The following is a 12,884-nucleotide window of genomic DNA, read 5'->3' on the forward strand; positions in this document are numbered from 1 at the left end:
TCAGCGGCACTGCCGATGCGCCGTTTCGGCTAGTCTAAGCAGCTTGAGCTACTTGCACTCGAGCTATTTGCACTGGGCGACGTTTCTGACCGCCGTCAGATCGCCCATGGAATTGTTGGACGGACGGTGCTTGGCAGCCTCCTCCGCCGCCGCGCAGGCCGCCGCCGCGTCGCCATTCTGGAAGCGCGCCCAGGCGAGATTGGTCCAGGCGTCGCCAAAATCCGGCGCGTCCTTGACCGCCTGTTCCAGCACGGACTGCGCATCACGCGGTCGTTTGGCGACCAGCAGGAAGCGGCCATAATCAGCCTTGAGGGCCTTTACCGGGTTGGGCCGCTCCAGCGCGATCCGGAAGAACTCGTCCGCGGCATCCAGGTCATTGAATCGCGCTTGGGCAACCACCGCGAAACCATGATAGACGCGGCTCTGTTCAGGCAAAATGAGAAACGCCTGATTAAATCGCACCGCAGCTTCCTTGATCTTGCCGGTATTTATCGCTCTCCAGCCACGCATCGTCGTTTCGTCGAAAGCCTTTTCACGCGAGCCGGCGGCTCCCACGATGGCGTCTACAAATTTTTCATCAGCGGCCTTCTCCTCCGGACTCTTGACCGCGAATCCAAAAAATGGCTGCTCGTTGACCGGCGCGGAATACGTCCGCTTCGTCACTTGCACGCCCGGCACGACCTCGACGGTCTCGGCAGCAGCCGCAAGCGTGGACGCCAGCGCCGCCACAAAGGCCGTGGCGCGAATGGTCTGTGCAAGATAGTTCCCGAAACTGGTCATTCGCGCTCACGTTCCCTTCGCAACTTCGCCCAGTAATCCAGCCGCTTGCGGATTTCGCGCTCGAAGCCGCGATCTGGCGGATCGTAGAAGGTTTTCCGTCCGAGCGCTTCCGGAAAGTAGTCCTGCCCGGAGAACGCGTCCGGCGCGTCGTGGTCGTATTCGTAACCCGAACCATAGCCTTCCGACTTCATCAGCTTGGTCGGTGAATTGAGAATATGTTTTGGCGGCAGCAACGAACCGCCCTCTTTCGCCGTGCGCATAGCAGCTCCGAACGCCTTGTAGGCGGCGTTCGATTTCGGCGCGGTGGCGAGATAGATCACGGCCTGCGCGATCGCGAGTTCGCCTTCGGGAGACCCAAGAAAATCGAACGCATCCTTGGCGGCATTGCAGATCACCAGCGCCTGTGGATCGGCAAGGCCGATATCCTCGACCGCCATCCGCACCACGCGCCGTGCCAGGAACAGCGGATCCTCGCCGGCATCCAGCATGCGCGCGAGATAATACAGCGCCGCATCCGGATCGGAGCCGCGCACCGATTTGTGCAGCGCGGAGATCAGATTGTAATGGCCGTCGGCGGATTTGTCGTAGATCGGCGCGCGGCGCTGCAAAATTTCCTGCAACTGCGCGGCGTTGAAGATTTCATCCTTGCGCGCGGCGCGCCAGACCTCTTCGGCCAGCGTCAGCGCGGCGCGACCGTCGCCATCGGCCATCCGCACCAGCACGGCGCGCGCCTCGGCATCGAGCGGCAGTTTTCGACCCTCGATCTTTTCGGCATGCGCAAACAGTTTTTCGATCGCGGCGGCATCGAGCGAATGAAACACCAGCACCCGCGCCCGTGACAGAAGCGCGGCGTTGAGTTCGAACGACGGGTTTTCCGTGGTGGCGCCGACCAGCACCACGGTGCCGTCTTCCATCACGGGCAGAAACGAATCCTGCTGGGCGCGGTTGAAACGATGCACCTCGTCGACGAACAACAGCGTGCCCTTGCCCATCTCGCGGCGGGCGCGCGCCGCGTCGAACACCTTCTTGAGGTCGGCGACGCCGGAAAACACTGCCGAAATCTGCTCAAAATGCAGTTCGGTGGCATCAGCCAGCAGCCGTGCCACCGTGGTCTTGCCGGTGCCGGGCGGCCCCCAGAACACCAGCGAGCCCAGCGTGCGCGTGGCCAGCATGCGCGTCAGCGCGCCATCGGCACCAAGGATATGATCCTGGCCGACGACGTCGGCGAGCGTGCGCGGGCGCAGCCGGTCGGGCAGCGGATGCGGCGCATCCTGCTCCATCCCCGCCGCGGCGAAGAGGTTGGTCGCCTCGCGCGGTTGTTTCGGGCTCATCCGCCCAGCGTCACGTTGATCTGCTGGCCGCCGCGCACCACGACGATGCGCCAGAGCCTCGACGATACTTTCGACGCCTTGTCGAGGTCGCTGGTCTTGGCGATCTTCTGGCTGTTGACCGCAAGGATGATGTCGCCCTTCTGGAACCCGACGCTGGCCGCAGTGCCGCCATCGGCGAGATCGATCACCACGACGCCCTCGGTCTGGGAATCCAGATGCAGCTCGTCGGCAATCGCCGGCGAAATATTGGCGACCTTGGCGCCCTGGAACGGCGAGCGCGCGGTGAGCACGATTTCATCGCGGTTGGTGTCGGGGGCGGTCTCCAGCGGCACCGTCAGTTTCACGGTCTTGCCGGCGCGCTGCACGTCGATCTGCGCAGCGCCGCCGAGCTGCCTTGTAGCGAAGCGGTAGTCGAACGCGTTAGGCTCGTCGATCGTCTGGCCTTCGATCGCTACAATCAGATCCGAAGGCTTCAGCCCGGCGCGGGCAGCCGGACTGTTCGGCGCGACATTGGCGACCAAGGCGCCGTTCGGCAGTTTCAGCCCGAGCGTCTCGGCGATTTCGGGCGTCACCGCCTGCAGTTTCGCGCCCAGCCACGGCCGCTTGACGGCCTTGCCACCGCTCTTCGCGGACGCCACGACCACGCGCACCATGTTGGCCGGGATCGCAAAGCCGATGCCTTGCGAGCCGCCGGAGCGCGAAAAGATCGCGGTGTTGATACCGACGAGCTTGCCGGTCATGTCGACCAGCGCACCGCCGGAATTGCCGGGATTGATCGCAGCGTCGGTCTGGATGAAGAACTGGTAGTCGGTGATGCCGACCTTGGTGCGGGCCAGTGCCGAAACGATGCCGTGGGTGACGGTCTGGCCGACGCCGAAGGGATTGCCGATCGCGAGCACGACGTCGCCGACCAGCAGTTCATCCGAATTGGCGAACTCCAGCGTGGCGAATTTCTCCCTGCCGTCCTTCACGCGCAGCACGGCCAGATCGGTGCGGCTGTCCTTGAGCACGATCTCGGCCTCGAACTCGCGCTTGTCGGCCAGCGAAATCTTGACCTGATCGGCGCCCTCGATGACGTGGTTGTTGGTGACCACAAGCCCCGCCGGATCGACCATCACGCCCGATCCGAGCGAGCGCTGCATCTGCTCGGGCTGCTGGCCGGGCACGCCGAAGAAGCGGCGGAAGACCGGATCGTCCAAAAGCGGATTTCGGTTCTGCACGGTCTTCGCGGCATAGACGTTCACCACTGCCGGCTGCGCGCGCTGCACGATCGGCGCGTAGGACAGCCGGAGCTCGGCGCCCGAGGCCGGCACGCGCCGGTCCTGCGCCAGCGCTGGTGTTGCAACGACTGCCGCAACCAGCAGCAGGACGAAGGAGCGGATCAAATTCATGCGAAAATCCTGGAATTTGGCGCCACACATATAGTCGCGCGGCGGCAACGAGAGAAGATAAAGTGGGACACAGTACCGGCCAGTCAGGCCGCGCGATCGGGCGTTTCGACGGCGTCGGGCGCAGGCCCGCAGGATAGCCGTTCCTGATGGCCCTCGCCCCACGCCCGCAGCGTCTCGATCACGGGCCGCAGGCTCTCGCCAATGTCCGACAGCGTGTATTCCACCCGCGGCGGCACCTCGGCATAGACCTTGCGAACCACGAGCTTGTCGTCCTCGAGCGCCCGAAGCTGCTTGGTCAGCATGCGCTGGGTAATCCCCGGCATCCGCCGCCGCAACTCCCCGAAGCGCTGGGTCCCGGCCTGCAGGTGGAACAGGATCACGCCCTTCCACTTGCCGTCGATCAGGTCAAGTGTCGCTTCGACCGCGCAACCCGGCCGGTGGGCAAAATTTCGCCGTTTCATGGATTTTTCCCAATAGTATACAAACAGGGACTAGTTCCCCGAATTTACAGTACTTGCCAATTTGATGCTAGCGCGACAGTTAGGCCCTAATCGCTAAATCAGGCAACCAGGAGGGCACGGACATGAAAGCCGTCGGCTACAAAAAATCGCTCCCCATCGAGGACGCTCAATCGCTATTCGATTTCGAAACCGCCAAACCGGAACCGAAGGGTCGCGACGTCAGGGTCGCCGTCAAGGCGATCTCGGCCAACCCGGTCGACTACAAGGTCCGCAAGCGCGCCGCCCCGCCCGAGGGCGAAACCAAGATCCTGGGTTATGACGCCGCCGGAATCGTTGATGCCGTCGGTCCCGACGTAACCCTGTTCAAGCCGGGTGATGAAGTGTTTTACGCCGGGTCGATCCTGCGCCAGGGCACCAATGCGGAATTTCATCTGGTCGACGAACGGATCGTCGGCAAGAAGCCGAAATCGCTATCGTTCGCGCAGGCCGCCGCGCTGCCGCTCACTTCGATCACCGCTTGGGAGTTGCTGTTCGACCGACTCGGCGCCGTGCCGGGGAAGAGCGTCGATCCGCGCACGCTGTTGATCACCGGCGGCGCCGGTGGCGTCGGCTCGATCCTGATCCAGCTCGCGCGCCGCCTCACCGGCCTGACGGTCGTCGCCACCGCCACGCGTCCGGAGTCGCAAAAATGGTGCCTCGAGCTCGGGGCGCATGCCGTGATCGACCATTCCAAACCGATGAAGGAGCAGACCGAGAAGCTGAAAGTGCCGCCGGTCGCCCTGGTCGCGAGCCTCACCTTCACCGACCAGCACTACAAGGCGATCGCCGAATTCATCGCGCCGCAAGGCAAGTTCGGCCTGATCGACGATCCCCCGGAATTCACGGTCTCTGCCTTCAAGGGCAAGGCGGTCTCGATCCATTGGGAATCGATGTTCACGCGCTCGTCGTTCCAGACGGCTGACATGATCGCTCAGCATCATCTGCTCAACGATGTGGCAGACCTGATCGACAAAGGCGTCCTGCGCACCACCCTTGACCAGACTTTTGGCACCATCAACGCGGCCAATCTGAAGCGGGCGCACGCGTTGCTAGAGTCAGGCAAATCGCGGGGCAAAATCGTGCTGGAGGGATGGTAGCAGCCCAACAACAGGGTTGATCGGGACGTCGATTCAAGGGACGCTGTTCCATCGATCCGGGACGGCTGTCGCCGAAAACCCCGGCGCGAATTGCCGGGGAACACGGAAGACAGGAGACCTGTTTCGACATGATACGGATGTTTCTGACGGCCGCGATAGCGTCGGCCTGTGTGGTGGGCTGTGCTTCGATCGCAACAGCGCAAGGTAGCTACCCCGAAAAACCGCTGCAGTTGATCGTGCCCTTTCCGGCGGGCGGCGCCTCCGACGTCGTCGGGCGCATCCTTGCCGGCGAGCTCGAGACCCGTCTGGGCAAGCCCGTCATCGTGATCAATCGCCCCGGCGGCGGCACCACGATCGCCGCCAAGGAGGTCGCCATCGCGGCTCCCGATGGCTACACCCTGTTCTCCAGCTCGAATTCGACCTTCACCTTGCAGAATGCGGTGAAGGAGAACGTGCCGTATGACAGCGCGAAGGATTTCGAGCCGATCGCCCAGACCGGCACCATAACGATGGTGCTGGTCACCAATCGCGACAATCCGATCAAGGACGTTGCTGCACTGGTTGCGGCGGCCAAGGCCAATCCAGACAAGCTATCGCTGGCTTCCTTTGGCGTGGCGACCATTTCGCATTTTGCCGGCGAGCTGTTCAAATCGAGTGCCGGCATCAAGATGGTGCACCTGCCCTACAGGGGCAGCGCGCCGGCGATGAACGACCTGATTGGCAAGCACATCGAGTACCACGTCGATACCGTGATCGCGATCAGGCCGCAAATAGAAGCCGGCACGGTTCGCCCATTGGCGGTGTTCTCCGCCAAGCGCTCGCAGTTCCTCCCCGACGTTCCGACGCTCGCCGAACTCGGTTATCCCAATATCGACCTTGTCTCCTGGGGTACCGTGGTCGTGCCGAAGGGAGTCCCGCCGGCCATTCGCGATCGGCTGACCTCGGTGCTGGAAGAGGCGATCGCAAGCCCTGCGGTGATCGAGCGCTTTAAGAAGGTCGGATACGAAGCCGGCTTCAAGCTTTATTCGGACTGGCCGGGTTTCATCGCCAAGGAAACCGCGGAGATGAAAGAACTGGCCCTCAAGGGCGGGATCAAGGAAGAGTAATCCCGACATGACCGAGCCGTGCGATCTGCCCGCGGTAACGGCCCGGGCGCTGATCGGCGAGCGCAAGCTTTCGCCGGTGGAACTGATGGACAGTTGCATCCGGCGGATCGAGGAGATCGATCCCGCCGTCAATGCGGTCATTGCGCGCTCGTTCGAGTCCGCGCGCGCAACGGCGCGGGAGAGCGAGGCTGCCGTGATGCGCGGCGATGCGCTCGGCCCGCTGCACGGGCTTCCGCTCGGGGTGAAGGACCTGATAGACGCCAAGGGGCTGCCGACGAGTTTTGGCAGCGTGCTGTTCACGGACAACATCGCGGCCGAGGATGAAGCTATCGTTGCGATGCTCAAGCGCGCGGGCGCGATCGTCATCGGCAAGACCAACGTCCCCGAATGGGGCGCCGGCGGCAACACCCGCAACGCGCTTCATGGCGCGACCGGTAATCCCTTCGACCCCGAGCGCTCCGCTGCCGGCTCGTCCGGCGGATCGGCGGTGGCGCTTGCCACCGGCATGGTGCCGCTCGCGACCGGCTCGGACACGGGCGGCTCGGTGCGAAACCCCGCCGCGTTTTGCGGTGTCGTCGGTTTCCGCCCCTCGCCCGGGCTGATCGCCAGCAACAGCCGCAACATGGCATGGCTGCAAATCTCGCAGCTTGGACCGATGGCGAGAAATGTATCGGACGCCTGCCTGATGCTTTCCTGCATGCTGGATCGCGACGCGCGGGATCCGCTATCGGCGATCCTTCACGCCGGCGGAACGCCCGAACGTGCGACCTATCGCAATCCGCCAAGGGTCGATCTCGCTACCTTGCGGATCGCAGCGACATCCGATTTCGGATTTGCGCCGACGGAGAGCGCCATCGCTGCGACATTCGAGAAGAAGCTCGCGACATTCGGATCGGCATTCCGCAGCCTCGAATGGACCCATCCGGACTGCAGCCATGCCGACGAGGTGTTCCGGATCCTGCGCGCCGTCGCATTTCTGGGGCGTCACCGTGAACTCGCCGAGAAATATCCGGACAAGGTGGGCCCCAATATTCGCGACAATGTCGCCGAGGGGCTTGGCTATTCCGCGCTCGACGTGGCGCGTGCGCTGTCGCTGCAGACCGCGCTCTATCGGAGCTGGCAGACATTCTTCGGCGAGCATGATTTTGTCATCGCGCCAACGGTCACGATCAGCCCGCGGCCGTGGTCGGAGCTCTACCCAGCCATGATCGACGGCACGCCGACCAAAAGCTATTTCCACTGGCTGGCGCTGGCCTATGCCGTCACCAATGCCGGACATCCGGTGGTGGCGATACCGGCCGGCCGCAACGGCGCCGGATTGCCGTTCGGTATCCAGATCATCGGCCCGCGCGGCGGCGATGTCGCAACGCTTGCCGTTGCCCGCGAGATCGAGGCGCTGCTTGCTTCCAATCCGGAGACGGCCCGCCCCGTCCCCGATCTTGCCTGGCTGCGCCGTCAGCCGCCGATGTCCGGCCGGCCGGGTTTTCTGGATTTCGACTGAGGCGATACTCGTCCGTGGCTCGCTTGCTGGAAAACGGCGTGCCGCGCGGCAAGATCGCCTGGCGTGATGGCCGATGTTCGCAGCGCAGCGCGAGCAGTATTCTCGCGCTGCAACGAGTTCCGGACCGTGAAAAAAATGGTGCTTCGCGACGGCGGCTCCTTCCCCGTCGCCTGAACACCCATTCATGAAAATTAAATCTGCCGCCAAAGCCGTTTGGAAGCCGGCACTTAGGCAACGAACTTCACTCGAATGTGTTTAGCGAGTGTCTGTTTTTGCAAAAGAATGAACTTCGCTCGAATGTAATGTGGCTGGCGTCTGTCTTTAAGGAAAGGAGTGGTCCATGAGGAAAGCACCTTTAGCTCTGGCTGCTGCGGCGGTCCTGGGCATGACGGCCGTAACGGCGCCATCGCCGGCGGAAGCCCACTGGCGCGGAGGGGGATGGGGACCAGGCTTGGCCGGCGGACTTTTGGCGGGAGCGATAATCGGCGGCATCGCATCCAGCGCTTACGCCTATGGTCCGGGTTACGGATATTATGGCTACCCGGGCTATTACGGCGGGTACGCGCCGGCTTACTATGGTGGGTATTACGGCGATCCCTACTATCCCGTGGTTCGCTATCGTCGCGTGATCCGCCCGGCGTACGCCTACTATGGCGGTCCGCGATTCTATGGTCCGCGGTATTATGGCGGCTACTGGCGTCGCTGGTGATCCGGCAAAATGAAAAAGGGCCGCCCGATTGGCGGCCCTTTTTTGCATGGCGCTGCGAGAGCACCTTAGTCGATTTCATGCACCACGGTACGGGTGCCTGGATCGACCAGCATCACGCGGTCGTTCGAGTAGACGTAGCGATACTTCGTCACTGACGGGCCCCAATCCGAAGGCACCGGCGCGAGTTCGACGTCGGTCGGCACCTTGGCGCCAACCACGATCCGTTCCCGTGTTTCCACCGGACGGATCTTGTGCTCGGTCACATAGCTCTTGATCCGGGTGCGATATTCCGGCTCGATCCGGACTGTCGCGCCAGCGGCTCCGGTCGTCGTCTCGACGGTAGTAGTCTGCGCATTGGCCATCGTCGCAACCAGCGACGCTGCCGCCGCAATCATGAATAGCTTCTTCATCTGGTTCCTCCTCAAACCGCATCAATGCGGCCGCAGGGAAAACAGATTTTTCTCGCTCTTGTTCCGAGAGGAATGCGGCACTGCAATGCATTGAATGCGCAAAGTTATCGCCTGATGCGCCGCTCTCAGCGCGACATCGCATTGCAACCTCAAGCCAGCGGCACGCCCTCAACGAAGATCAGCCGCCGATCGAGCGCCGTCTGCCGCACTTTCAGAGCCTCCGCATATTCCGGCGATGCGTACCATTCGCGTAAACGTTGCATCGTCGGAAATTCGACGACGATGATGGTTTTCGGCGGCGGGCCGCCTTCGATCAAGTTTGCGCCGCCGCCGCGGACCAGATAGCGGCCGCCATAGTGCGCTATCGTTTTCGCGGCGATGGCGCGATAGGCCCCGAAGCTTGCCGCATCGCGCACATCGACTTCGGAAATAACATAAGCCGACATCTCGCACCTCACGCGATGGTCTGAATCAATCCGCCTTCTGCCCGCAGCGCAGCGCCGTTGGTGGCGGAAGCCTCTTTCGAACTGACGTAGATCACCATATTGGCGATCTCCTCGACGCTGGCAAAGCGCTGGATCAGCGATCCGGGACGATGCTGCTTGATGAACTGCGCGGCCGCATCCTGCTCGGACTGGCCGTTCTGCCTGGCGAGATCGGCAACGAAAGTCTCGACGCCTTCGGACATGGTCGGCCCCGGCATCACTGAATTGACGGTAACAGCGGTACCCCGGGTCAATTCGGCAAGACCGCGCGAAACGGCGAGCTGCGCCGTCTTGGTCATGCCGTAATGGATCATCTCCTTCGGAATCATCAGCGCCGACTCCGAGGCGATGAAAACGATACGGCCCCAATTCCGCTTCAGCATGCCCGGCATGTAGGCGCGCGACAAACGGATGCCGGACATCACATTGACATCGAAAAAGCGGCTCCAGTCTTCATCCGGAATATCGAAGAAGTTTTTGGGCTCGAAGATGCCGGCGTTATTGATGAGAATGTCGACATCAGGCAGCGCCGCAACCAGGGCCTTGCATCCCGTGGCCGTCGAGACATCAGCGGCAACTCCCCGCACCTTGCCGCCGGCCTTATCAGCAGTCTTGCCGAGCGCGGCAGCCACGGCATCGACCTTGGCCTGCGTCCGGCCATTGATCACCACGTCCGCGCCGGCAGCAAAGAGGCCCTTGGCAATTGCGTGGCCGATTCCGGAGGTGGAGCCCGTCACCAGCGCCGTCTTGCCCGAAAGATCGATTTTCATCCGTCATCTCCATCGTTGATGACAGCGATATCGGGAGCGGCGGATACGATCACAATTGCAGCCAGCGCGCGTCAGATGCGCAAATAAAAAGCGGCGCCCCGGGGGGCGCCGCTTTCGAAACGAATGTAGACGGAGCTTACGCCGCTTCCGCTTCCTTTTCCTGCACCGGGCCGGAATCCAGGCCCTTGGCATCGACGTCGCGGTCGACGAACTCGATCACAGCCATCGGCGCGTTGTCGCCGTAGCGGAAGCCGGCCTTGATGATGCGGGTGTAGCCGCCCTGGCGGTCCTTGTAGCGGGTCGCCAGCGTGTCGAACAGCTTCTTGACCTGATCCTTGTCGCGCATTTCCGAGATCGCCTGGCGGCGCATGGCCAGCCCGCCCTTCTTGCCGAGGGTGACCAGTTTCTCGACGATCGGGCGCAATTCCTTCGCCTTCGGCAGCGTGGTGACGATCTGCTCGTGCTTGATCAGCGCGGCGCACATGTTGGCGAACATCGCCTTGCGATGCTCGGCGGTGCGGTTGAGCTTACGATGAACCTTGCCGTGACGCATTGAACTATTCCTTCTATTCGTCGCGACGGTTCGTCGGACTTGTTGCTCAGGTGGGCTGCCTGCGTTCGCCCGTTAAAAAGCGCGACGAAACATCATCGCGCTCTGGCTTGTTGTTCGATCAGTAGTGATCTTCGAAGCGCTTGGCGAGCTCGTCGATGTTCTCCGGCGGCCAGCCCGGCACTTCCATGCCGAGATGCAGACCCATCTGGGCCAGCACTTCCTTGATCTCGTTCAGCGACTTGCGGCCGAAGTTCGGGGTGCGGAGCATTTCCGCTTCCGACTTCTGCACGAGGTCGCCGATGTAGACGATGTTGTCGTTCTTCAGGCAGTTTGCCGAACGCACCGACAGTTCGAGTTCGTCGACCTTCTTGAGGAACGCCGGGTTGAAGGCGAGATCGGGGATGATCTCCTGCGCCACTTCCTTGCGCGGCTCTTCGAAGTTCACGAACACGTTGAGCTGGTCCTGCAGGATGCGAGCGGCATAGGCCACCGCGTCCTCCGGCGAGATCGCGCCGTTGGTCTCGATCGTCATGGTCAGCTTGTCGTAGTCGAGGATCTGGCCTTCGCGGGTGTTCTCGACCTTGTAGGAGACCTTGCGCACGGGCGAGAACAGGCTGTCGACCGGGATCAGGCCGATCGGCGCGTCCTCGGGCCGGTTACGCTCGGCGGCGACATAACCCTTGCCGGCGGCGACCGTGAACTCCATGCGGATTTCCGCGCCCTCGTCCAACGTGCAGATCTGCAGGTCGGGATTGAGCACCACGACGTCGCCGACGGTCTGGATGTCGCCGGCGGTGACAACGCCCGGGCCGGACTTCTTGACGACCATGCGCTTGGGGCCTTCGCCCTGCATCTTGATCGAGATGTCCTTGATGTTGAGCACGATGTCGGTGACGTCCTCGCGAACGCCCGCGATCGAGGAGAACTCGTGTAGCACGCCGTCGATGTGCACCGACTGCACGGCGGCGCCCTGCAGCGACGACAGCAGGATGCGGCGCAGCGCGTTACCGAGCGTCTGCCCGAAGCCGCGCTCGAGCGGCTCGGCGACCACAGTCGCGAACCGGGTCGCGTCGGTGCCCGGCGATACCTGCAGCTTGTTCGGTCGAATGAGTTCTTGCCAATTTTTCTGGATCGTCACTTTGTCACCCATGGGCCAGTCGATCTGCCTTCAAATCACCGGCGTTGGAGATCGCGGATCAGTCCGCGGAAAATTCCAAAAGCAACTGCGGGCGGCAAAACCGCCCGCAATCGAACATCAGACGCGCCGGCGCTTGCGCGGACGGCAACCATTGTGCGGGATCGTCGTCACGTCGCGGATCGACGTCACGGTGAAGCCCGCCGCCTGCAGCGCACGAAGCGCCGATTCACGGCCCGAACCGGGGCCTGCAACTTCCACTTCCAGCGTGCGCATGCCGTGTTCCTGCGCCTTCTTGGAAACGTCTTCGGCCGCGACCTGCGCGGCATAGGGGGTCGACTTGCGCGAGCCCTTGAAGCCCATCGTGCCGGCCGAGGACCAGGCAATGGTGTTGCCCTGCGCGTCGGTGATGGTGATGGTCGTGTTGTTGAACGACGAATTGACGTGCGCGATGCCCGAGGCGATGTTCTTGCGTTCGCGACGGCGTACGCGGGTGGCTTCCTTGCCCATTACCTAAAACCTTCCTGTGATCTCAAACGCCGCCGTACTGCCAGCGGCTACACCTAAGAAGCGAACGGTGAGCGGCGAATAGTTCTATTCGCTGCTCACCGTCTGCTATTCGAAAAATTACTTCTTCTTGCCGGCGATCGACTTGGCCGGGCCCTTGCGCGTGCGCGCGTTGGTGTGGGTGCGCTGGCCGCGCACCGGCAGGCCGCGACGATGACGCAGGCCGCGATAGCAGCCGAGGTCCATCAGCCGCTTGATGTTGATGCCGGTCTCACGGCGAAGATCGCCTTCGACGAGATAGTCACGGTCGATCACTTCGCGGATCTGCAGGACTTCCTGGTCGCTCAGCTGGCTGACGCGACGATCGAGGGGGATCTTGACCTTCTCGACGATCTCGGCCGCGTTCTTCTGGCCGATGCCATGAATGTACTGGAGCGCGATCAGAACGCGCTTGTTGGTCGGGATATTCACGCCGGCAATACGGGCCACGGACTTCTCTCCTGTCGCCGATCCCTCATGGGCCGGCCTTAAGTTCTTGCTATCTCGGGCAGGTTTCCGCAAACGCGAACACGACGCCCTTCCCCTCATCTGCTTCGGGGCCCGGCATCG

15 protein-coding genes are annotated in these 12,884 nt (G+C 62.6%); 4 read left to right on the forward strand and 11 right to left on the reverse strand.

Annotation, left to right across the window (positions count from 1 at the left end; translation table 11 throughout):
- Positions 1 to 63: 63 nt before the first annotated feature.
- The 4 genes from V1294_RS25925 to V1294_RS25940 form a co-directional block, all read right to left on the reverse strand.
- A complete protein-coding gene (locus V1294_RS25925; protein WP_334479555.1) occupies positions 64 to 729 on the reverse strand; it encodes a tetratricopeptide repeat protein in 666 nt (221 codons plus the stop codon).
- Positions 730 to 776: 47 nt separating this feature from the next.
- Complete coding sequence (locus tag V1294_RS25930) at positions 777 to 2,111, reverse strand: replication-associated recombination protein A (RefSeq protein WP_334501095.1); 1,335 nt, start codon at positions 2,109 to 2,111, stop codon at positions 777 to 779.
- Positions 2,108 to 3,502, reverse strand: coding sequence for a DegQ family serine endoprotease (locus tag V1294_RS25935; protein WP_334501097.1), 1,395 nt, complete (start codon positions 3,500 to 3,502; stop codon positions 2,108 to 2,110). Before V1294_RS25935 ends, V1294_RS25930 begins: the two co-directional genes overlap by 4 nt.
- Before the next feature lie 83 nt (positions 3,503 to 3,585).
- Positions 3,586 to 3,963 (reverse strand): winged helix-turn-helix transcriptional regulator, encoded by a 378-nt coding sequence (locus V1294_RS25940; RefSeq protein WP_334479549.1) that lies wholly within the window; start codon positions 3,961 to 3,963, stop codon positions 3,586 to 3,588.
- Positions 3,964 to 4,085: 122 nt separating this feature from the next.
- On the opposite strand from V1294_RS25940, the gene V1294_RS25945 reads away from it, so the two are divergent.
- The 4 genes from V1294_RS25945 (at position 4,086) to V1294_RS25960 (ending at position 8,415) form a co-directional block, all read left to right on the forward strand.
- Positions 4,086 to 5,099 (forward strand): zinc-binding alcohol dehydrogenase family protein, encoded by a 1,014-nt coding sequence (locus V1294_RS25945; RefSeq protein ID WP_334501099.1) that lies wholly within the window; start codon positions 4,086 to 4,088, stop codon positions 5,097 to 5,099.
- Between the two features lie 128 nt (positions 5,100 to 5,227).
- Positions 5,228 to 6,205: a Bug family tripartite tricarboxylate transporter substrate binding protein gene (locus tag V1294_RS25950; protein WP_334501101.1), complete on the forward strand. Its 978-nt coding sequence runs from the start codon at positions 5,228 to 5,230 to the stop codon at positions 6,203 to 6,205.
- A gap of 7 nt (positions 6,206 to 6,212) precedes the next feature.
- Positions 6,213 to 7,706 (forward strand): amidase, encoded by a 1,494-nt coding sequence (locus V1294_RS25955; RefSeq protein WP_334501103.1) that lies wholly within the window; start codon positions 6,213 to 6,215, stop codon positions 7,704 to 7,706.
- Positions 7,707 to 8,046: 340 nt separating this feature from the next.
- Positions 8,047 to 8,415, forward strand: a complete 369-nt coding sequence (locus V1294_RS25960; protein ID WP_334501105.1) for a hypothetical protein — start codon at positions 8,047 to 8,049, stop codon at positions 8,413 to 8,415.
- Positions 8,416 to 8,480: 65 nt separating this feature from the next.
- Here V1294_RS25960 and V1294_RS25965 read toward each other — a convergent pair whose 3' ends face one another.
- The 7 genes from V1294_RS25965 to rpsM form a co-directional block, all read right to left on the reverse strand.
- Positions 8,481 to 8,825 (reverse strand): DUF1236 domain-containing protein, encoded by a 345-nt coding sequence (locus V1294_RS25965; RefSeq protein ID WP_334501107.1) that lies wholly within the window; start codon positions 8,823 to 8,825, stop codon positions 8,481 to 8,483.
- Between the two features lie 149 nt (positions 8,826 to 8,974).
- Complete coding sequence (locus V1294_RS25970) at positions 8,975 to 9,271, reverse strand: DUF1330 domain-containing protein (RefSeq protein ID WP_334501109.1); 297 nt, start codon at positions 9,269 to 9,271, stop codon at positions 8,975 to 8,977.
- Between the two features lie 8 nt (positions 9,272 to 9,279).
- Positions 9,280 to 10,080 carry an SDR family NAD(P)-dependent oxidoreductase gene (locus tag V1294_RS25975; RefSeq protein ID WP_334501111.1) on the reverse strand — a complete coding sequence of 267 codons (801 nt, stop codon included), beginning with the start codon at positions 10,078 to 10,080 and terminating at the stop codon, positions 9,280 to 9,282.
- Positions 10,081 to 10,216: 136 nt separating this feature from the next.
- Positions 10,217 to 10,633: a 50S ribosomal protein L17 gene (rplQ, locus tag V1294_RS25980; RefSeq protein WP_334501113.1), complete on the reverse strand. Its 417-nt coding sequence runs from the start codon at positions 10,631 to 10,633 to the stop codon at positions 10,217 to 10,219.
- A 118-nt stretch (positions 10,634 to 10,751) separates the two neighbouring features.
- On the reverse strand, positions 10,752 to 11,783 hold the full coding sequence (locus tag V1294_RS25985) for a DNA-directed RNA polymerase subunit alpha (protein ID WP_108518115.1): 1,032 nt from the start codon (positions 11,781 to 11,783) through the stop codon (positions 10,752 to 10,754).
- A 105-nt stretch (positions 11,784 to 11,888) separates the two neighbouring features.
- Positions 11,889 to 12,278 (reverse strand): 30S ribosomal protein S11, encoded by a 390-nt coding sequence (gene rpsK / locus V1294_RS25990; protein WP_006021048.1) that lies wholly within the window; start codon positions 12,276 to 12,278, stop codon positions 11,889 to 11,891.
- Positions 12,279 to 12,395: 117 nt separating this feature from the next.
- Complete coding sequence (rpsM, locus tag V1294_RS25995; RefSeq protein ID WP_025588626.1) at positions 12,396 to 12,764, reverse strand: 30S ribosomal protein S13; 369 nt, start codon at positions 12,762 to 12,764, stop codon at positions 12,396 to 12,398.
- Positions 12,765 to 12,884 lie beyond the last annotated feature (120 nt).

The organism is Bradyrhizobium sp. AZCC 1678, assembly GCF_036924765.1.
Classification (GTDB): domain Bacteria; phylum Pseudomonadota; class Alphaproteobacteria; order Rhizobiales; family Xanthobacteraceae; genus Bradyrhizobium; species Bradyrhizobium algeriense.